Origin of the sequence: Paracoccus sp. (in: a-proteobacteria), assembly GCF_039808215.1 — a bacterium.
GTDB lineage: Bacteria > Pseudomonadota > Alphaproteobacteria > Rhodobacterales > Rhodobacteraceae > Paracoccus.
In genome coordinates, this window is record NZ_JBDHSP010000006.1 from 21,962 (window position 1) to 41,550 (window position 19,589).

Here is a 19,589-nt window from a genome sequence, read left to right on the forward strand (position 1 = left end):
CATTGGCTTGCCCATATATAGTGCCGCACCGCAGTTTCTGCAATGCAGCGAAGGAGGGGCGCCGCCCGGCACGCCGTCTGGCGGAAAGCTGCCATATTGTCGCAGCCGCTCTGCCGTTGCGTTTTGGCGCCACAAGCGGTATTGCTGCGCGAACCGCGACCCGAAAAGGACAAGCCCTTGCGCGATCTCCGGATGCCCGAGCAACGCCACCCCGAAAAGGCCCACCGGCCCGATCAGGAACAGCCCAAGAAGCCGTCCTGGATCCGCGTCAAGGCGCCGACCTCGGAGGGCTACAAGCAGACGCGCGACATCATGCGCGACAACCGGCTCTCGACCGTCTGCGAAGAGGCGGGCTGTCCCAACGTCGGCGAATGCTGGTCGGCCGGCCATGCCACCATGATGATCATGGGCGAGATCTGCACCCGCGGCTGCACCTTCTGCAACGTCGCCACCGGCAAGCCCAAGGCGCTGGACGTGTTCGAACCCGGCCGTGTCGCCCATGCCGTGCAGAAGCTGGGCCTGAAACATGTGGTGATCACCTCGGTCGATCGCGACGACCTTGACGACGGCGGCGCCGAGCATTTCGCCCAGACCATCCGCGCCATCCGCCATCGCGCTCCCGGCTCGACCATCGAGGTGCTGGTGCCGGACTTTCTGAAATCGCGCGCTGACGCGCTGGAAACCGTGGTCGAGGCGCGGCCCGACGTGTTCAACCACAATCTGGAAACCGTGCCCGGGCTTTACCCCGAGGTGCGGCCCGGCGCGCGCTATTTCCACTCGCTGCGGCTGCTGCAGCGGGTGAAGGAACTGGACCCGGCGATGTTCACCAAATCGGGGATCATGGTCGGCCTTGGCGAGGACCGGCAGGGCGTCATGCAGGTCATGGATGACATGCGCGCCGCCGACATCGATTTCATCACCATCGGCCAGTATCTGCAGCCGACGCCCAAGCATCACCGCGTCGACCGTTTCGTGACCCCCGAGGAATTCAAGGGCTATGAGAAGGCCGCCTATGGCAAGGGCTTTCTCATGGTTTCCGCGACGCCGCTGACGCGCTCCTCCTATCACGCCGGCGACGATTTCGCGCAGCTGCGCGCGGCGCGCCTGGCCAAGCTGGGCCGCGCCTGAACGCCAGGGCTGAGGCGGGGCTTGCGTGCCGCGCCGCTGGCCGTCACCCTGCATCAGGGCGAATCCCGCCCGGGCAAGGGGGGTGACGATGACGCAGACGCCGGTCCCGCGCGCGCTGAACCTGATCGGGGCAGAATGGCTGCCCGCCCGGGACGGGGCGGAGCTGCCGGTGATCTCGCCCGTCGACGGCCAGCCCTTTGCCGCCATCGCCGATTCCGGCCCCGAGGAAATCTCGGCTGCCATCCGCGCTGCCCGCGCAGCGCTTGCCGGCGACTGGGGCCGGCTGACGGCTGCGGAACGCGGCCGGCTGATGCTGCGCCTTGCCCTGCGCATCGAGGCCGGGGCCGAGGATCTGGCCCGGCTGGAAAGCCGCGACAACGGCAAGCCCATCGCCCAGGCGCGCGCCGACATGCAGGCGCTGGCGCGCTATTTCGAATACTACGGCGGCGCCGCCGACAAGCTGCATGGCGAGGTGATCCCCTTCCTGAACGGCCATGACGCGCTGTCCCTGCGCGAGCCGCATGGCGTCACCGGCCATATCATCCCCTGGAACTATCTGGTGCAGATCTTTGGCCGCTCGGTCGGGGCGGCGCTGGCCATGGGCAATGCCACGGTGACGAAACCGGCCGAGGACGCCTGCCTCAGCATCCTGCGCCTGGGCGAACTGGCGCTGGCCTCGGGGTTTCCTCCGGGCGCGATCAATATCGTCACCGGCCGCGGCACGGTGGCGGGCCGGGCGCTGGCCGAACATCCCGGGGTCGATTTCATCAGCTTTACCGGCTCGCCCGAGGTGGGTGAGGCGATCCAGATCGCGGCGGCGCCCAACCACATCCCCTGCACGCTGGAACTGGGCGGCAAGTCGCCGCAGATCGTCTTTGCCGATGCCGATCTGGATGCCGCGGCCCCGGTCATCGTCAACGCCATCGTGCAGAACGGCGGCCAGACCTGTTCGGCCGGCTCGCGGGTGCTGATCCAGCGCCCGGTCTGGGAGCGGCTGACCGCGATGCTGGCCGAACGCTTTCGCGCCATCAGCGCCCGCCCGCCCGACGAAGGCGCGCTGCTGGGGCCGCTGATCTCGGCCCGGCAGCGGGCGCGGGTGCAGGCCCACATCGAGGCCGCCGCGGCGCCGCTGATCGCCCGCGGCAGCATCGCCGCCGAGGCGCCGCCGGGCGGCTTTTATGTGGCGCCGGCGCTGTTCGGCCCAGTCGATCCGGCCAGCTCGCTGGCGCAGGAGGAAATCTTTGGCCCGGTGCTGGCCGCCATCCCCTTCGAGACCGAGGCCGAGGCGATCGCCGTCGCCAATGGCACCGATTACGGGCTGGTCGCCGGCATCTGGACCCGCGACGGCGACCGTCAGGCGCGCGTCGCCCGCGCCCTGCGCTGCGGTCAGGTGTTCATCAACTGCTATGGCGCCGGGGGCGGGATCGAGCTGCCCTTTGGCGGCGTGCGCCGCTCGGGCCACGGCCGGGAAAAGGGCTTTGCCGCGCTTTACGAATTCTCGCGGCTGAAGACCATCGTTCATCGCTTTGCCTGAGGAGGGGTTCATGCGGCTGCGCGGCAAGACGGCACTGGTGACCGGGGCGGGCTCGGGATTTGGCCGCGGCATCGCCGAGCGCTTTGCGCGCGAAGGGGCGCGCGTCGCAATCCTCGACATCGACGGCGACAGTGCCGCAGCAGTCGCGCGCGACATCGACGGGTTGGTGCTGGCCTGCGATGTCAGCCGCGGCGAGCAGGTGGCGGCGGCGGTGGCCAGCGCGCGCTCGGCCTTCGGCAGTCTCGACATCGTGGTGAACAATGCCGGCTGGACCACGGCCAACGGCCCGCTTCTGGCCACCGACGAGGCGGCCTTCCGCCGGATATTCGATGTGAACGTGCTGTCGATCTTTCACATGACGCATGGGATCGTGCCTTACTGGCGCGAACGCGGCACGGCGCGCGGGCAGGGGGTGATGATCAATGTGGGATCGACCGCAGGCATCCGGCCGCGGCCCGGCCTGACCTGGTACAACGCCTCCAAGGGGGCGGTGAACCTGATGACGCGCAGCCTGGCGGTGGAACTGGCGCCCGATGGCATCCGGGTGAACGGCATCGCCCCGGTCATGGGCGAGACGGGGCTGCTCGAGCGGTTCATGGGCTGCCCCGACACGCCCGAAAACTGCGCCCGCTTTGTCGCCACCATCCCGATGGGCCGGCTGTCGCAGCCGCGCGACATTGCCAATGCCGCGCTTTATCTCGCCTCGGACGAGGCGGATTTCATCACCGGCGTCATCCTCGAGGTGGATGGCGGGCGCACGATCTGACCCTGCCCGCGCCGACCGGCGCGGGCGATGCGCCGCTTAGCCGCGCAGGATGGTGCGGCCAGCATATTCCGCCGTCGCGCCCAGCATTTCCTCGATGCGGATCAGCTGGTTGTATTTCGCCAGCCGGTCCGAGCGCGCAAGGCTGCCGGTCTTGATCTGGCCGCAATTCGTCGCCACGGCGAGATCGGCGATGGTCGCGTCCTCGGTCTCGCCCGAGCGGTGCGACATGACCGAAGTATAGCCGGCGCGGTCGGCCATGCGCACCGCGTCCAGGGTCTCGGTCAGGGTGCCGATCTGGTTGACCTTGACCAGCAGCGAATTGCCACAGCCCCGGGCGATGCCCTCGGCCAGGCGCACAGGGTTGGTGACGAACAGATCGTCGCCGACCAGCTGCACGCGGCCGCCCAGCGTGTCGGTCAGCAGTTTCCAGCCATCCCAGTCATCCTCGGAACAGCCGTCCTCGATCGACAGGATCGGGTAATCGTTGCACAGCGCCTGAAGATAGGCGACGTTCTCGGCGGGGGTCAGCGACTTGCCCTCGCCCTTCATCTCGTATTTGCCGCCCTTGAAATATTCGGTCGAGGCACAGTCCAGCGCCAGCATGATGTCCTCGCCCGGCGCGTAGCCGGCCTTCTCGATCGCCCGCAGGATGAAATCCAGCGCCTCGCGGGCCGAGGAAAGGTTCGGGGCAAAGCCGCCCTCGTCGCCGATCCCCGTGTTCAGGCCCGCCGCCGAAAGCTCCTTTTTCAGCGTGTGAAAGACTTCGGACCCCATGCGTACGGCGTCGCGGATGTTTTCCGCCGCCACCGGCATGATCATGAATTCCTGGATGTCGATCGGGTTGTCGGCATGTTCGCCGCCGTTGATGATGTTCATCATCGGCACCGGCAGGATGCGTGCGCCGGTGCCGCCGACATAGCGGTAAAGCGGCTGCGCCGTCGCCTCGGCCGCGGCCTTGGCCACCGCCAGCGATACGCCGAGGATGGCGTTGGCGCCCAGGCGACCCTTGTTCGCGGTGCCATCCAGTTCGATCATCAGCCGGTCGATGCCCACCTGCTCGGTCGCGTCCTCGCCGATCAGGTTCTCGGCGATCTCGCCGTTGACGGCGTTGACGGCCTCAAGCACGCCCTTGCCCAGATAGCGCCCCTTGTCGCCGTCGCGTTTTTCCACCGCCTCATGCGCGCCGGTCGAGGCGCCCGAGGGCACGGCGGCGCGGCCCATGGTGCCGTCTTCCAGGGTGACATCGACCTCGACGGTCGGATTGCCGCGGCTGTCAAGGATCTCGCGCGCGAAAATGTCGATGATGGCGGTCATGGGCCTTGCGTCCTTGTTCTGACGAGAGTTGCGGTTGTTTAGCCGAGGAAGCCGCGGCAAGAAAGCGTCATTCTGCCCCGGCCACGCCGGTGATGCCGGGGATGCGCGAGGCGATGCGCGCCACCGGCAGGCCGCGCGGTGCATCCTGATGCGCGTCCACCGCCAGGTCGGCCCAGACCGGCAGATGATCCGAGGCCTGGCGCGCCATTTCGCTGGCCACCACGCCGCAGGCCAGCACGGCAATGCCGCGCGACAGGGCGAAGCGGTCATAGCGCAGGCGCGGAAAGGGCGCGGGCCAGCTGGGGCCGGGGGCGATGACGCGCAGCGGGCTTAACGCCTCAAGGCCGCGGGTGTCGTGCCATTCGTTGAAATCCCCGGTCAGCACCACGCGGTCATTGCCGATGCGGCGCACCTGCGCGACGATGCGCGACAGCTGCGCGCGCCGCGACGAGCGCATAAGCCCTAGGTGCAGCGCCACCACCGTCACCCCGGGCAGGCGCAGCACCAGCGCGCCGCGCGGCTCGATCCCCGGCAGCGGCAGGCGGCGGATCTCGGCCCGGGCCAGAAGTTCCGGGCGCATCAGGATGGTCTGGCCGTGCCAGCCCAGCGAATTTTCCCCCGTGCCCAGAAAGGGCGCCGGCACCAGCCCGGTAAAGCGCTCGATCAGGGCGCGCGGCAGCGCCTCGGGCCGGGCGCCAAAGCGGAAATCCACCTCCTGCAGGGCGATCACGTCGGCGCGCAGTTCCGCGATGACGCGCAGGTTGCGCTCGGGCGCGTGCGGGCCGGTCATGCCCCGGCATTTGTGCAGGTTGTAGCTGGCCAGCCGCAGGCGGGCGATGCTGCGCACCCCGGGGGCGGCGGTATCGTTCATGTGCCGCAGAAGGTGCAATGCACCACCTGCTCGGGGCGCGGCGCCAGGGCGAACCCGTCCCATTCCGGCCGATCCTCGCCGGGGGCGGCCAGCGCCGCCTCAAGCGCGTGGAACGGGGCGAAATCGCCGCCGCAGGCGGCGGCGATGACCTCCTCGATGCGGTGGTTGCGCGGGATGCGGCGCGGATTGGCGCGCGCCATGACCGCGGCCGTGTCGGGCAGGTCGCGGATGCGCGCCTGCCAGTCCGCGGCCCAGGCGTCGAAGGGTGCGGGGGCGGCGAATTCGTCCCGGGCGCGCCCGTCCGCCAGCCCGGCAAAGACGCGGGTGAAATCCGCGCCCGCCGCCGCCATCAGCGCCAGCAGCCGCTCGATCAGGGCGCGGTCGCCGAGGCGCGGCTGCGCGATGCCCAGCTTGGCGGCGAAACGCTGCAGCCAGGCGCGCTGGTAAAGCTCGGGAAAGCCGTGGACGATGCGCGTGGCCTCGGCCACCGCGGCCTCCTCCTCGCCCATCAGCGGCACGAGGCAGCTGGCCAGCTGCGCCAGGTTCCAGACCGCGACATTGGGCTGCTCGTCCCAGGCGTAGCGGCCGCGCGCGTCGATCGAGCTGAACACCGTGTCGGGCCGGTAGGCGTCCATGAAGGCGCAGGGGCCATAGTCGATGGTCTCGCCCGAGACCGACATGTTGTCGGTGTTCATCACCCCATGGACGAAACCCAGCGCCATCCAGCCGGCGATGGTTCCGGCCTGGGCGGCGACGACGCGCGCCAGCAGTTCGGCCGCGCCCGAGGCGCCGGGATAGTGGCGGGCGATGACGTGATCTGCCAGCAGCTGCAGCCGCGCCCGGTCGCCCCTTGCCGCGTAGAATTCAAAGGTGCCGACGCGGATATGGCTTGAGGCGACGCGGGTCAGCACCGCACCGGGCAGCAGCGATTCGCGCACCACCGTCTCGCCGGTGCTGACGGCGGCCAGGGCGCGTGTGGTCCGGATGCAGGCGGCGGCCATGAATTCGCTGACCAGATATTCGCGCAGCACCGGGCCCAGCCAGGCCCTGCCGTCGCCCTGACGCGAGAAGGGCGTGGGCCCTGCGCCCTTAAGCTGCAGGTCGAAGCGTGCGCCGTCCGGCGCCACCACCTCGCCCAGCAGCAGCGCCCGCCCGTCGCCAAGCTGCGGTACGAAGCCGCCGAACTGGTGGCCGGCATAGGCCTGGGCGATGGGCTCGGCGCCGCGGGGCAGGGCGTTGCCGGCCAGCATGGCCAGACCCTCGGGACTGGAAAGCCAGTCGGCGTCCAGCCCCAGCCGCGCCGCCAGCGGCCGGTTCAGCGCCACCAGGGCCGGGGCGCGCACCGGGGTCGGTGCCGTGCGGGTGAAGAAGCCTTGCGGCAGTCGGGCATAGCTGTTGTCGAACAGGATCATCGGGCCCTCCTTCCCGATATTATCTAGCCCTGACGCGGCGAATGTGAAGGGGCCTGCCTCAATGCGTGATGCTGCCGGAAAACAGGTGCACGATGATGACGCCGGCCACGATCAGGCAAAGGCCCAGCACGGCGGCGCCGTCCAGCCGCTGGCCGAAGGCGAAAAGCCCGATGACCGAGATCGCGACGATGCCCAGCCCGCTCCAGATCGCATAGGCGATGCCCAGCGGCATGGATCGCAGCGTCAGCGACAGGAAGTAGAATGCGCCGGCATAGCACAGCCCGGTCAGCAGCGTCGGCAGCAGGCGGGTGAATTGCTCGCTGCGCTGCAGGAAAGTGGTGCCGGCCACCTCAAGCGTGACGGCGGCAAGAAGCGTGGCATAGGGCAGGGCGGGCATGGCGTCTCCGTTCGTTCGCATTGCCTCATGCCCTGCCCGGGCGCGAAAGTCACGCCGCACTTGAACCGGCAGGGGCAAGCGCGTATCCCCGGCCTGCCGCAGTCTTGCAAGGAAACCAGCGCGTGAAATTCCTCGATCTTGCCAAGGTCTATGTCCGCTCGGGCGGGGGCGGTGCCGGCTGCGTGTCCTTTCGCCGCGAGAAGTTCATCGAATACGGCGGACCCGACGGCGGCGACGGCGGCCGCGGCGGCGATGTCTGGGCCGAGGCGGCGGCGGGGCTGAACACGCTGATCGATTTCCGCTTCCAGCAGCATTTCTTCGCGAAGTCGGGCGGCCACGGCATGGGTTCGCAGCGCACCGGCGCCTCGGGCGAGGACATCGTGCTGCGCGTGCCGGTCGGCACCGAGATCCTCGACGAGGACCAGGAAACAGTGGTCGCCGACCTGACCGAGCCGGGAAGCCGCGTGCTGCTGGCGCGCGGCGGCAATGGCGGCTTCGGCAACCTGCATTTCAAAAGCTCGACCAATCGCGCCCCGCGCCACGCCAACCCCGGCCAGCCTGGGATCGAGCGCACGCTGTGGCTGCGGCTGAAGCTGATCGCGGATGCGGGCCTTGTCGGCCTGCCCAATGCCGGCAAGTCGACCTTCCTGGCGGCGGTGTCGAACGCGCGGCCCAAGATCGCCGACTATCCCTTTACCACGCTGCACCCGAACCTCGGCGTCGTCGGCATCGACGGGCATGAATTCGTCATGGCCGACATTCCCGGCCTGATCGAGGGTGCCTCCGAGGGTCGCGGCCTCGGCGATCAGTTCCTGGGCCATGTCGAACGCTCGCGCGTGTTGCTGCATCTGGTCGACGGCACATCCGAGGACGTGGCCCATGACGCCCATACCATCCTGATCGAACTGGCCGCCTATTCCCCAAAACTGGCGCAAAAGCCGCGCATCACCGCGCTGAACAAGATCGACGCGCTGGACCCCGAGACCCTGGCCGAGCGCAAGGCCGCGCTCGAGGGCGCGATCGGCGGGCGGGTGCTGCTGATGTCGGGCGTGGCGCATCTGGGCGTCAGCGAGGTGCTGCGCGCGCTCTGGTCCGAGATCGGGCCGGCGCGCCTGCCGGCCCCCGAACAGCAGGACAGGCCGTGGCAGCCGTGACCCCGGTGCTGGGCCGCGCCGCGCGGCTGGTGGTCAAGATCGGCTCGGCGCTGCTGGTGGGCGAGCGCGGGCTGCGCGGCGACTGGCTGAGGGCGCTGTGCGACGACGTGGCGGCGGCGCGGGCGCGGGGCACGGATGTGGTGCTGGTATCCTCGGGCGCCATCGCGCTGGGGCGCAAGGTGCTGGAACTGCCCGCCGGCCCCCTGCGGGTCGAGCAGTCGCAGGCCGCGGCGGCGGTGGGCCAGATCCGCCTGGCCCGCGCCTATGAGGAGGCGCTGGCCCCGCATGGCGTCAAGACCGCGCAGCTGCTGATGACGCTTGACGACACCACCGACCGGCGGCGCTATCTCAACAGCCGCGCCACCATGCAGACGCTGCTGGGCCTGGGCGTGGTGCCGATCGTGAATGAAAACGACACCGTGGCCACGGACGAGATCCGCTTTGGCGACAACGACCGGCTGGCGGCGCAGATCGCGGTGACCTGCGGCGCGGACCAGCTGCTGCTGCTGTCGGATGTGGACGGGCTTTACACCGCCAATCCCAAGACCGACCCCGATGCCCGCCACCTGCCGGTGATCGCGCAGATCACCCCGGAGATCGAGGCCATGGCCGGCGATCCGGTCTCGGGCCTCAGCAAGGGCGGCATGAAGACCAAGCTGATGGCGGCGCGCACCGCGGTTGCCGGTGGCTGCGCCATGGCCATTGCCGAAGGCTCGGTGCTGAACCCGCTGACGGCGGTGGCCAAGGGTGCGCGCAGCACCTGGTTCCTGCCTGACACCGATCCGCAGGCGGCGCGCAAGCGCTGGATCGCGGCGATGAAGCCAAAGGGCGAGATCACCGTCGATGCCGGTGCCGCCCAGGCGCTGGGCCAGGGCAAGTCGCTGCTGCCCGCCGGCGTCACCGCGGTCTCGGGCCGTTTCGGGCGCGGCGATCCGGTGCTGGTGCTGGACGGCCGGGGCGGGCGGCTGGCCGCCGGTCTGGTGCGCTATTCCGCCGTCGAGGCCCGCGCCATCGCCGGCCATCGCAGCGCCGAGATCGAGGTGATCCTGGGCTATCCCGGCCGCGCGGCACTGATCCACCGCGACGACATGGTGGTGTAGCCGGATGGCGATGTGACCGGCGCCGCCGCCTGGCTAGCCCGCCACGGCCAGGATGCGCGTGACCATCTCGGCGGTATTGCGCGACAGGCCCGCAAGCGCGGCGATGCGCTCCAGCGCGGCGCGGGCCCGGACCTGGCGACCGGCGTCATAGCGCGTCCAGGTCTCGAAGGCCGAACACATGCGGGCGGTGGTCTGCGGGTTCACCGGGTCGAGCCGCATCAGCCATTCGGCCAGAAAGTCATAGCCCGAGCCGTCGGCGGCATGAAAGGCCGCGTGATTGCCCGAAACCCCCGAGATCAGCGCCCGGAAGCGGTTCGGATTCTTCCAGTCGAAATCGGCGCGCGTCGCCAGTTCGCGGGCGCGGACCACGGCCTGCGCCGGCGCGGCGCGCAGCGGCTGCACCATGAACCACTTGTCCATGACCAGGCGGTTGTCGCCGAACATCTGCACGAATTCGGCCAGGGCCGCAGCGTCGCGCCCGGCGGCGATCAGGCATTCCAGCGCGCCCTGCCGCTCGGTCATGTTGCCGGCACCGGCGAACAGCGCCTCGGCGCGCGCCCCGCCGTCCAGGCGCGAGAGATAGCCAAGGCAGGCCAGACGCAGGCTGCGCCGTGCCGCGCCCTGCGCGTCGGGACGAAAGCGGCCCGTATCCTGCATGGCATCGAAAAACCGGGCCAGTGCGGCATCGTGCAGGGCGGCAAGGTCGCGGGCCAGGGATTCGCGGGCGCCGTGGATGGCGTCGGGGTCGGGGGTGGTGCCGGCCACGGCGATCTCGGTCGCGACCTCCTCCTCGCCGGGCAGGGCGAGGCAGAGCGCGGCAAAGGCCGGGTCGACTGCCGCATCGTCCAGAAGCCCGCCCAACGCCTGCAGGAAGGCCGCCCCGGCGCCGCCGTCGCCCTGCGCGCGCGCGATCAGCGCCGCCAGCGCCAGGTCGTGCCCGGCCTGCCAGCGCGCGAAGGCGTCGCTGTCATGGGCCAGCAGCAGCGCCTGCGCCTCGGGCGCGATCTCGCGCGTGACGGTCACCGGGGCGGAAAAGCCGCGCAGCAGTGACACCACCGGGCGCGCGCCCAGCCCGTCGAAATGAAAGCTCTGCTCGGGCGCGGTCATCTCGAGCACGGTGGTCGGCAGCACCTCGTCGCCATTCGGGCCGATCAGCCCCAGCGCGATCGGGATGACGCGGGCGGGCTTTTCGGGCTGGCCCGGCGTCGGCGCGGTCCGCTGGCTGAAGTTCAGCGTCAGCCGGCCATCGGCCCAGTCCTCGGACAGCCTCAGCCGCGGCGTGCCGGCGTCGGTATACCAGCGCTTGAACTGCGCAAGGTCGCGGCCGGTGGCGTCCTGAAACACCGCGATCCAGTCCTCGATGGTGCAGGCCTGGCCGTCGTGGCGGGTGAAATACAGATCCAGCGCCTTGGCGTAGCCGTCATCGCCCACCAGCCGCTTGAGCATCCCGATCACCTCGGCGCCCTTTTCATAAACGGTGGCGGTGTAGAAATTGTTGATTTCCTGATAGTGGTCGGGGCGCGGCGGATGCGCGAGCGGGCCCGCATCCTCGCGGAACTGGCGCGCGCGCAGGGTCTGCACGTCGCTGATGCGCTTGACCGCCGCCGAGCGCATGTCGGAGGTGAACTGCTGGTCGCGAAACACCGTCAGCCCTTCCTTCAGGCACAGCTGGAACCAGTCGCGGCAGGTGATGCGGTTGCCGGTCCAGTTGTGGAAATATTCATGCCCGATCACCGCCTCGATGCGTTCGTAATCGCTGTCGGTGGCGGTCTCGGCGCTGGCCAGCACCAGTTTCGAGTTGAAGATGTTCAACCCCTTGTTTTCCATCGCGCCCATGTTGAAGTCATCGACAGCGACGATGTTGAACACGTCCAGATCGTATTCACGGCCATAGGCGCTCTCGTCCCATTCCATCGCGCGGATCAGGCTTTCCATGGCATAGCCGGCGCGATCCTGGTCGCCGGGGCGGACCCAGACGTTCAGCGCCACCTTGCGCCCCGACATGGTGGTGAAACTGTCGGGGATCGCCACCAGATCGCCGGCGACCAGCGCGAACAGATAGGCGGGCTTGGGCCAGGGGTCGTGCCAGACCGCCTCGCCCGGCGCCGAGGCTACCGGGTTGCCGTTCGACAGGAGCACCGGCTTGTCCGACCGCACGGTGACGCGGAAGGGCGCCATCACGTCCGGGCGGTCGGGATACCAGGTGATGTGGCGGAACCCCTCGGCCTCGCATTGGGTGCAGAAGATGCCGCCCGACAGGTAAAGCCCCTCCAGCGCGGTATTGGCCTCGGGGTCGATCTCGACCAGGGCCTCGAAGGTGAAGCGCTCGGGCAGCAGGGCGGCGGGCACCACCAGGCGCTCTTCGGCCTCGCGGATCAGCCCGAGGTCCAGCGGCCGGCCGTCCACCGCCAGCGCCAGGGTCTTCAGCCCGGCGCCGTCCAGCACCAGATCGCCCGGCGTCAGGCGGCGGAAATCGATCTGCGAGCGCACCTGCGTCGCGCGCGGCGCAAGGTCGAATTCCAGCCGCGTCTGCGCGATCTCGAATGCATAGGGGCGCCAGTCGGCGAGATGCTGGGTGATGGTCATGGCGACACCTTCGGGCAGGTGAAAATCTGGGCGGGCCCGGGAACTTGTACGAGTGTCAAGTGTTAGTCGCTGACCGGCCGGGTCGCAAGCGGCACATGCCCCTGCCGGCCGGGCAGGACATGGCAACGAGGACCCCCAGATGGCGCATTACGACCCCAACGACCCCAAGCGCACCGAAAGCAGCGATCCGCACCGCCCGGCGGGCAGTCAGCCCGCGACCGATCCGGCGCAGCTGCGCGCCTCGCCGCTGCCGCTGGTCATCGGGGTACTGCTGGCGCTGGCCGTCGCCTATTTCGCGCTGCAGTATTTCATGGCCGGCAACCAGGTCGGCACCACCGGCGAAGATGCCGCCGTCACCACCACCGCCCCGGCCGATGCCGGCTCCGAGCCGCAGGAAGGCGCAGCCGCGCCGCTGGAAAAGGCCAGGGATGCCGCAAGGGCCGTGGTCGGGCAGGCCGCCGATGCCGCGGGCGAGGCCGCCAGAGCCGGGGCCGCCGCCGTCACCACCGCCGTCACCGAGACCAGCGAGGCCGCCGGTGCCGCCGCCGAAAGGGCGGCCGAGGCGGTCGGCGCCGCCGCCGGCAAGGCGAGCGACGCCGCCGGGGCGGCGCTGCAGGGTGCGGGCGAGGCGGCCCGGGATGCGGTCAACCGCGCCGGTGAGGCGCTGGACGCCGCCACCGGCACCGCAAGGCCGGCCGAGGGGACCACGGCCGCGCCCGCGAACTGAGGACCCGCGATCCACCGCCCCGCGCGGGCGCCGGATTGCCCATGAAAGCGCAAGACAGCCTCGCGGCAGCGTGGAAAATCGGCCCGGTTGAACAAATGCGCGTTTTGGCATACCACGGTGCACCAAATCGCCGAGACACTGGAACTGGAAGGGCACGAACATGGGTCGCGTGGAAAAGGCAGGATTGCGGGTCGAAGGGACGCTGGCCAAATTCATCAGCGAGCGGGCGCTGCCGGGCAGCGGTGTCGCGCCCGAGCGCTTCTGGGAGGGGCTCTCGCGGCTGATCCATGACTTCGGGCCGCGCAACCGCGCGCTGCTGGACCGGCGCGCAGAGTTGCAGACCGCCATCGACGGCTGGCACATCGCCCATCGCGCCCAGCCGCGCGACGCCGGCGCATATCGCGATTTTCTGGCCGAGATCGGCTATCTGGTCCCCGAGGGTGAGGATTTCGCCATCGAGACCCCGGCCACCGACCCGGAATTCTCCAGCATCGCCGGGCCGCAACTGGTGGTGCCGATCACCAATGCCCGCTTTGCGCTGAATGCCGCCAATGCGCGCTGGGGCAGCCTTTACGACGCGCTTTACGGCTCGGATGCCCTGGGCGACCTGCCGCAGGGCAAGGGCTATGACGCCGCGCGCGGCGCCCGGGTCATCGCCTGGGGGCGCGAGTTCCTCGATCAGGCGGTGCCGCTGGCGCAGGGGTCCTGGACCGATGCCACCAGCCTTGCGGTCAGGGACGGGGTGCTGGTCCCGGCGCTGCGCGAGGGTGCGAAATTCGCCGGCCATGACGGCGACGCCGCCGCGCCGCAATCGGTCTTCTTGCGCAACAACGGGCTGCTGATCCGCCTGGTGGTCGATGGCTCGACCCCGGTCGGCGGCCAGGATCGGCTGGGCATCTCGGACATCGTGATCGAATCGGCGCTGTCGGCGATCATGGATTGCGAGGATTCCGTCGCCTGCGTCGATGGCGAGGACAAGGCGCTGGCCTATGGCAACTGGCTGGGCCTGATGGACGGCACGCTTGCCGAAGAGGTGACCAAGGGCGGCAGGACCTTCACCCGCAAGCTGCACCCCGATATCGAATTCACCGCCCCCGATGGCAGCCGCGTCACCGCCAGGGGCCGCGCGCTGATGCTGGTGCGCAATGTCGGCCATCTGATGACCACTCCGGCCGTTCTGGACCGCGACGGCAACGAGGTCTACGAGGGGCTGCTGGACGCGATGGTGACCGCGCTTTGCGCCAAGCACAATCTGGACCGCGAGGGGCCGAAGAACTCGGTCACCGGCTCGATCTATGTGGTGAAGCCCAAGATGCACGGCCCCGAGGAAGTGGCCTTCGCCAGCGAGATCTTCGATTTCGTCGAGGAGGTGCTGGGTCTGCCGCGCCACACCGTCAAGCTGGGCATCATGGACGAGGAACGCCGCACCAGCGCCAATCTCAAGGAATGCATCCGCGCCGCGAAACACCGCGTCGCCTTCATCAACACCGGCTTTCTGGACCGCACCGGCGACGAATACCACAGCTCGATCGAGGCGGGCCCCATGCTGGCCAAGGGCGAGATGCGCGGCCAGCCCTGGATCATGGCGTATGAGGATCGCAACGTCGACATCGGCCTTGCCTGCGGCCTGGCCGGCAAGGCGCAGATCGGCAAGGGCATGTGGGCGATTCCCGACAACATGGCCGACATGCTGGCACAAAAGATCGCGCATCCAATGGCCGGCGCCAACACCGCCTGGGTGCCCAGCCCGACCGCCGCGACGCTGCACGCCACCCATTACCACCGCGTGGACGTGCATGCCCGCCAGGCCGAGATCGCGGCGCAGCACCGCCCGTCGCGCCTTGACGACCTGCTGACCATCCCGCTGGCCGCCGGGCGCAACTACAGCGACGCCGAGATCACCCGCGAGTTGGAAAACAACTGCCAGGGCATCCTTGGCTATGTCGTGCGCTGGATCGATCAGGGGGTCGGCTGCTCGAAGGTGCCCGACATCAACGATGTCGGCCTGATGGAGGACCGCGCCACGCTGCGCATCTCGGCACAGGCGCTGGCGAACTGGCTGCTGCACGGCATCGTCGACGAACGCCAGGTCATGGACGCCTTCCGCAAGATGGCCGCGGTGGTGGACGGACAGAACCGGGGCGACGCGGCCTATCGCCCGATGGCGCCGGGTTTTGACGGCGCCGCCTTCCAGGCCGCCTGCGATCTGGTGTTCCTCGGCCGGGTGCAGCCCTCGGGCTATACCGAGCCGGTGCTGCATGCCCGCCGGTTGCAGGCTAAGGCCGAGCAGGCCAAGCGCGTCGCCTGATGTGGCGCGCCCTGGACCTGCCGCCGGTCTGGCTGGCGCTGTTCGCGCTGGCCGGCTGGGGGCTGGTCCCGGCGCTTGACCCGCCCGCGGTGTGGCGCTGGGCGGGTTTTCTCGTTCTGGCGGCAGGGCTTGCGCTGATGGTCTGGGCGGCGCTGACCATGCGACGCGCGCGCACCACGATCATTCCCGGGCGCCGGCCCGAGGCGCTGGTGACTTCGGGTCCGTTTGGGTATTCGCGCAATCCGATCTATCTGGCGGATCTTCTGCTGTTTGCCGGGCTGATGCTGGCCTCGGGCCGGATCGCCGGGCTGCTGCTGGTGCCGGTGCTGGCGCTGGTGCTGCAGCAGCGCTTCATCCGGCACGAGGAGGAGGTGATTGCCCGCGCCTTTCCCGATGCCTATAGCAGCTACAGGCAGAAGGTCAGGCGCTGGATCTGAGGGGGAGAAAGCCGATGAAGCGTTCGCGCATCAACGAGATCATGGCCGATGCGGCTGCGATGATTGCACGGGCGGGCTTTCACCTGCCGCCCTTTGCGCATTGGAGCCCGGCCGAGTTTCGCGACAGGGCCACGCCCGCGATTCGCGACGGTCGGCTGGGCTGGGACATCACCGATTACGGCCAGGGCGATTTCGACCGGCTGGGCCTGTTCCTGTTCACCCTCAGGAATGGCCGGCTCTCCGACCTGCAGGCCGGGCGCGGCATGGTCTATGCCGAAAAGCTGCTGATCAGCCAGGAAAACCAGATCAGCCCCATGCACACCCATGTCATCAAGACAGAGGACATCATCAACCGCTGGGGCGCGACGCTGGCCATCCGGCTGTGCGGCTCGGACGGGCAGGGGCGGCTGGACCGCAACGCGCCCTGCCGCGTCGATTGCGACGGCACCCCGCGCGAGGTGGCACCGGGCGGGGTCATCCGCCTTGCCCCCGGCGAATCCGTCACCCTGCGCCCCGGTGACTGGCACGAATTCTGGGCCGAGGGCGGGCCGGTGCTGATCGGCGAGGTCTCGACCGTCAATGACGACCTGACCGACAATGTCTTTGCCGCGCCCATCGGCCGTTTCGCCAAGGTGCAGGAGGACGTGGCGCCGACGCATCTGCTGGTCAGCGACTACGATTCCGACGTGGCGTAACTTTCCTTGGCCGCACAGGCCGTCTCGCCCTTGTGAAAGAATGTTGCGCGATGCTATGCAGAGCGCTGCATGTCGCAAGCAGAGGAGGTCGCCTCGTGAAGATCGGCGCGTTGAAGGAAGTTTACGAGGGGGAGGCGCGCGTCGCGGTAACTCCCTCATCGGCCGCCCATCTGAGGAAGCTGGGCCATGAGGTTTTTGTGGAATCGGGCGCGGGCCTGCGCGCGGGCTTTTCCGATGCGGCCTACAAGGCGGCCGAGGTCACGGTCGAATCCAATGCCGCGGCGCTGATCGGCGCCGTCGATGTGGTGATCAAGGTGCGCCCGCCCAGCGAGACCGAGCTGAAGCAGATGCGGCGCGGCCAGACGCTGATCTCGCATTTCTGGCCGGCGCAGAATGCCGAACTGCTGGAAGCGGCGCGCGAACAGGGCGTCACCGCCATCGCCATGGACATGGTGCCGCGCATCTCGCGCGCACAGAAGATGGATGCGCTGTCCTCGATGGCCAATATCGCCGGCTACCGTGCGGTGATCGAGGCGGCGAACAACTATGGCCGCTTTTTCACCGGCCAGGTGACCGCGGCGGGCAAGGTGCCCCCGGCCAAGGTGCTGATCGTCGGCGCCGGCGTCGCGGGCCTTGCCGCGATCGGCGCCGCGACCAGCCTGGGCGCGCAGGTCTATGCCTTTGACGTGCGCCCCGAGGTGGCCGAGCAGATCGAATCGATGGGCGCCGAGTTCGTCTTTCTCGATTTCAGTGAAGCCCAGACCGACGGCGCGGCGACCGGCGGCTATGCCGCCCCCTCGAGCCCCGAGTTCCGCGAGGCGCAGCTCAAGCGTTTCCGCGAACTGGCGCCCGAGATGGACATCGTCATCACCACGGCGCTGATCCCCGGCCGTCCGGCGCCCAAGCTGTGGACCGATGACATGGTCGCGGCGATGAAGACCGGCTCGGTCATCGTCGATCTTGCGGCCGAGCGCGGCGGCAACTGCGACCTGACCGTGGCCGACCAGCGCATCGTCAGCGACAATGGCGTGGTGGTCATCGGCTATACCGACTTCCCCTCGCGCATGGGGGCGCAGGCCTCCGAGCTTTACGGCAACAACATCCGCCACATGCTGACCGACCTGACGCCGGGCAAGGACGGGGTCATCGTCCAGAACATGGAGGATGATGTCATCCGCGGCGCCACCGTCACCCATGACGGCGACGTGACCTGGCCACCACCGCCGCCGAAAGTGGCCGCGATCGCGGCGCAGAAGCCCAAGGAAAAGGTCAAGGAACTGACGCTGGAGGAGCGGCGCGCCAAGGAACTGGCGGATTTCCGCGCCCAGACCCGGTCGCAGGTGATGCTGCTGGTGGTGGGCGCAGTCGCGATGCTGCTGGTGGGCATGATCGCGCCGATCAGCTTTCTTCAGCATTTTATCGTCTTCGTGCTGTCGTGCTTTGTCGGCTTCCAGGTGATCTGGAACGTCAGCCATTCGCTGCACACGCCCTTGATGGCGATCACCAACGCCATTTCCTCGATCATCATCGTCGGCGCGCTGTTGCAGATCGGCTCGGGCTCGTGGCTGGTGGTGTTTCTGGCGGCGCTGTCGGTGCTGATGGCCGGGGTCAACATCTTTGGCGGCTTCCTGGTCACGCGCCGGATGCTGGCCATGTTCCAGAAGTCGTAAGGAGAGGGTGATGGAATACGGATTCACCACTGCCGCCTATGTGGTCGCCGCCGTCCTGTTCATCCTGTCGCTTGGCGGGCTTTCGGGGCAGGAAAGTGCCAAGCGCGCGGTCTGGTATGGTATCGCGGCCATGGCGCTGGCGGTCTTTGCCACGCTGATCGGGCCCGGCTCCGGCAACTGGGGTCTGACGCTGCTGATGCTGGTCATGGGCGGCGCCGTCGGCTGGGTCGTGGCCATGCGCGTGCAGATGACCGAGATGCCGCAGCTGATCGCGGCCATGCACAGCCTTGTCGGCCTGGCCGCCGTGCTGATCGGCTTCAACGCGCAATTCGAACTGTCGCGCATGCTGCGCGCACGCGCACGCGATGCCGCGGCCGAATTCGAGGGCTTCGCCGCCGTGCTGGCGCACAAGACCGCGGCCGAGATCTCGATGCTGAAGGTCGAGGTGGCGCTGGGCATCTTCATCGGCGCGGTGACCTTCACCGGCTCGATCGTGGCCTTCGGCAAGCTGGCGGGCAAGATCGACGGCAAGCCGAAGAAACTGCCGGGCGGGCATCTGCTGAACGCCGGCGCCGCGGCCGCCTCGCTCGTGGCGCTGATCCTTTACTGCTCGGTCGGGGCGCCGGTGCTGTGGCTCTTGCTGATCACCGCATTTGCGCTGTTCATCGGCTATCACCTGATCATGGGCATCGGCGGCGCCGACATGCCGGTGGTGGTGTCGATGCTGAACAGCTATTCGGGCTGGGCGGCGGCGGCCATCGGCTTTACCCTGGGCAATGACCTGCTGATCGTGGTGGGGGCGCTGGTCGGCTCCTCGGGTGCGATCCTGAGCTATATCATGTGCAAGGCGATGAACCGCAATTTCGTCAGCGTGATTCTGGGTGGATTCGGCGGCGAATCGGGTCCGGCCATGGAGATCGAGGGCGAACAGATCGCCATCGACGCCGAGGGCGTGGCCGCGGCGCTGAACGACGCCGACAGCGTGATCCTGGTGCCGGGCTATGGCATGGCGGTGGCGCAGGCGCAGCAGGCGGTCTCGGAACTGGTGCGCAAGCTGCGCGACGCCGGCAAGGAGGTGCGCTTTGCCATCCACCCCGTCGCCGGGCGTCTGCCCGGGCACATGAACGTGCTTCTGGCCGAGGCGCGCGTGCCCTATGACATCGTGATGGAGATGGACGAGATCAACGACGATTTCCCCAGCACGGATGTGGTCATCGTCATCGGCTCGAACGACATCGTGAACCCGGCGGCGCAAGAGGATCCGAACAGCCCCATCGCCGGCATGCCGGTGCTGGAGGTCTGGAAGGCCAAGCAGGTGTTCGTCTCCAAGCGCGGTCAGGGCACAGGCTATTCCGGCATCGAGAACCCGCTGTTCTACAAGGAGAACACGCGCATGTTCTATGGCGACGCCCGCAAGTCGGTGGACCAGCTGCTGCCGATGATCGAATAGGCGGGCTGGTTCTGAAACGCGCAAAGGCGGGCCCCGGGCC

At 68.8% G+C, this 19,589-nt stretch carries 16 protein-coding genes; 11 read left to right on the forward strand and 5 right to left on the reverse strand.

All coding sequences use genetic code 11. From position 1 onward, the window contains the following. Positions 1-192 precede the first annotated feature (192 nt). The 3 genes from lipA (at position 193) to WMK75_RS03805 (ending at position 3,428) form a co-directional block, all read left to right on the forward strand. Positions 193-1,128 (forward strand): lipoyl synthase, encoded by a 936-nt coding sequence (lipA, locus tag WMK75_RS03795; RefSeq protein WP_347266394.1) that lies wholly within the window; start codon positions 193-195, stop codon positions 1,126-1,128. A gap of 88 nt (positions 1,129-1,216) precedes the next feature. Next, a complete protein-coding gene (locus WMK75_RS03800) occupies positions 1,217-2,662 on the forward strand; it encodes an aldehyde dehydrogenase family protein (protein ID WP_347266326.1) in 1,446 nt (481 codons plus the stop codon). Between the two features lie 10 nt (positions 2,663-2,672). Next, positions 2,673-3,428, forward strand: coding sequence for an SDR family oxidoreductase (locus WMK75_RS03805; RefSeq protein ID WP_347266327.1), 756 nt, complete (start codon positions 2,673-2,675; stop codon positions 3,426-3,428). A gap of 36 nt (positions 3,429-3,464) precedes the next feature. On the opposite strand, the gene eno is transcribed toward WMK75_RS03805, so the two are convergent. From eno to WMK75_RS03825, 4 genes are all read right to left on the reverse strand, one after another. After that, a complete protein-coding gene (gene eno, locus WMK75_RS03810) occupies positions 3,465-4,742 on the reverse strand; it encodes a phosphopyruvate hydratase (RefSeq protein ID WP_347266328.1) in 1,278 nt (425 codons plus the stop codon). A 67-nt stretch (positions 4,743-4,809) separates the two neighbouring features. After that, positions 4,810-5,613, reverse strand: coding sequence for an endonuclease/exonuclease/phosphatase family protein (locus WMK75_RS03815; RefSeq protein WP_347266329.1), 804 nt, complete (start codon positions 5,611-5,613; stop codon positions 4,810-4,812). Further along, complete coding sequence (locus tag WMK75_RS03820; RefSeq protein ID WP_347266330.1) at positions 5,610-7,025, reverse strand: protein adenylyltransferase SelO; 1,416 nt, start codon at positions 7,023-7,025, stop codon at positions 5,610-5,612. The genes WMK75_RS03815 and WMK75_RS03820 overlap by 4 nt, the downstream gene beginning before the upstream one ends. Before the next feature lie 58 nt (positions 7,026-7,083). Then, positions 7,084-7,422 (reverse strand): multidrug efflux SMR transporter, encoded by a 339-nt coding sequence (locus WMK75_RS03825; protein ID WP_347266331.1) that lies wholly within the window; start codon positions 7,420-7,422, stop codon positions 7,084-7,086. A 122-nt stretch (positions 7,423-7,544) separates the two neighbouring features. Between WMK75_RS03825 and obgE the strand changes: the two genes are divergently transcribed. Both obgE and proB read left to right on the forward strand, forming a co-directional pair. Beyond that, positions 7,545-8,576, forward strand: a complete 1,032-nt coding sequence (gene obgE / locus WMK75_RS03830; RefSeq protein WP_347266332.1) for a GTPase ObgE — start codon at positions 7,545-7,547, stop codon at positions 8,574-8,576. After that, complete coding sequence (proB, locus tag WMK75_RS03835) at positions 8,564-9,676, forward strand: glutamate 5-kinase (RefSeq protein WP_347266333.1); 1,113 nt, start codon at positions 8,564-8,566, stop codon at positions 9,674-9,676. Before obgE ends, proB begins: the two co-directional genes overlap by 13 nt. 33 nt (positions 9,677-9,709) lie before the next feature. Here the strand turns inward: proB and pepN are convergent, their stop codons facing one another. Next, positions 9,710-12,262, reverse strand: coding sequence for an aminopeptidase N (pepN, locus tag WMK75_RS03840; RefSeq protein ID WP_347266334.1), 2,553 nt, complete (start codon positions 12,260-12,262; stop codon positions 9,710-9,712). Positions 12,263-12,401: 139 nt separating this feature from the next. On the opposite strand from pepN, the gene WMK75_RS03845 reads away from it, so the two are divergent. From WMK75_RS03845 to WMK75_RS03870, 6 genes are all read left to right on the forward strand, one after another. After that, the gene (locus WMK75_RS03845; protein ID WP_347266335.1) at positions 12,402-12,989 is read left to right on the forward strand and encodes a hypothetical protein; all 588 of its coding nucleotides are present in this window, start codon (positions 12,402-12,404) and stop codon (positions 12,987-12,989) included. A gap of 160 nt (positions 12,990-13,149) precedes the next feature. After that, a complete protein-coding gene (locus tag WMK75_RS03850) occupies positions 13,150-15,297 on the forward strand; it encodes a malate synthase G (RefSeq protein ID WP_347266336.1) in 2,148 nt (715 codons plus the stop codon). Continuing rightward, positions 15,297-15,734, forward strand: a complete 438-nt coding sequence (locus WMK75_RS03855; protein WP_347266337.1) for an isoprenylcysteine carboxylmethyltransferase family protein — start codon at positions 15,297-15,299, stop codon at positions 15,732-15,734. The genes WMK75_RS03850 and WMK75_RS03855 overlap by 1 nt, the downstream gene beginning before the upstream one ends. 14 nt (positions 15,735-15,748) lie before the next feature. Further along, positions 15,749-16,429: a D-lyxose/D-mannose family sugar isomerase gene (locus WMK75_RS03860; RefSeq protein ID WP_347266338.1), complete on the forward strand. Its 681-nt coding sequence runs from the start codon at positions 15,749-15,751 to the stop codon at positions 16,427-16,429. A 95-nt stretch (positions 16,430-16,524) separates the two neighbouring features. Next, complete coding sequence (locus tag WMK75_RS03865; RefSeq protein WP_347266339.1) at positions 16,525-18,099, forward strand: Re/Si-specific NAD(P)(+) transhydrogenase subunit alpha; 1,575 nt, start codon at positions 16,525-16,527, stop codon at positions 18,097-18,099. A gap of 10 nt (positions 18,100-18,109) precedes the next feature. Beyond that, a complete protein-coding gene (locus tag WMK75_RS03870) occupies positions 18,110-19,549 on the forward strand; it encodes an NAD(P)(+) transhydrogenase (Re/Si-specific) subunit beta (protein WP_347266340.1) in 1,440 nt (479 codons plus the stop codon). Positions 19,550-19,589 lie beyond the last annotated feature (40 nt).

Bases quoted from the DNA above. Each gene is read 5' to 3' on its own strand.
- lipA (WP_347266394.1), top strand. From the start codon at position 193: ATGCCCGAGCAACGCCACCCCGAAAAGGCCCACCGGCCCGATCAGGAA.
- WMK75_RS03800 (WP_347266326.1), top strand. From the start codon at position 1,217: ATGACGCAGACGCCGGTCCCGCGCGCGCTGAACCTGATCGGGGCAGAA.
- WMK75_RS03805 (WP_347266327.1), top strand. From the start codon at position 2,673: ATGCGGCTGCGCGGCAAGACGGCACTGGTGACCGGGGCGGGCTCGGGA.
- eno (WP_347266328.1), bottom strand. From the start codon at position 4,742: ATGACCGCCATCATCGACATTTTCGCGCGCGAGATCCTTGACAGCCGC.
- WMK75_RS03815 (WP_347266329.1), bottom strand. From the start codon at position 5,613: ATGAACGATACCGCCGCCCCCGGGGTGCGCAGCATCGCCCGCCTGCGG.
- WMK75_RS03820 (WP_347266330.1), bottom strand. From the start codon at position 7,025: ATGATCCTGTTCGACAACAGCTATGCCCGACTGCCGCAAGGCTTCTTC.
- WMK75_RS03825 (WP_347266331.1), bottom strand. From the start codon at position 7,422: ATGCCCGCCCTGCCCTATGCCACGCTTCTTGCCGCCGTCACGCTTGAG.
- pepN (WP_347266334.1), bottom strand. From the start codon at position 12,262: ATGACCATCACCCAGCATCTCGCCGACTGGCGCCCCTATGCATTCGAG.
- WMK75_RS03845 (WP_347266335.1), top strand. From the start codon at position 12,402: ATGGCGCATTACGACCCCAACGACCCCAAGCGCACCGAAAGCAGCGAT.
- WMK75_RS03850 (WP_347266336.1), top strand. From the start codon at position 13,150: ATGGGTCGCGTGGAAAAGGCAGGATTGCGGGTCGAAGGGACGCTGGCC.
- WMK75_RS03855 (WP_347266337.1), top strand. From the start codon at position 15,297: ATGTGGCGCGCCCTGGACCTGCCGCCGGTCTGGCTGGCGCTGTTCGCG.
- WMK75_RS03860 (WP_347266338.1), top strand. From the start codon at position 15,749: ATGAAGCGTTCGCGCATCAACGAGATCATGGCCGATGCGGCTGCGATG.
- WMK75_RS03870 (WP_347266340.1), top strand. From the start codon at position 18,110: ATGGAATACGGATTCACCACTGCCGCCTATGTGGTCGCCGCCGTCCTG.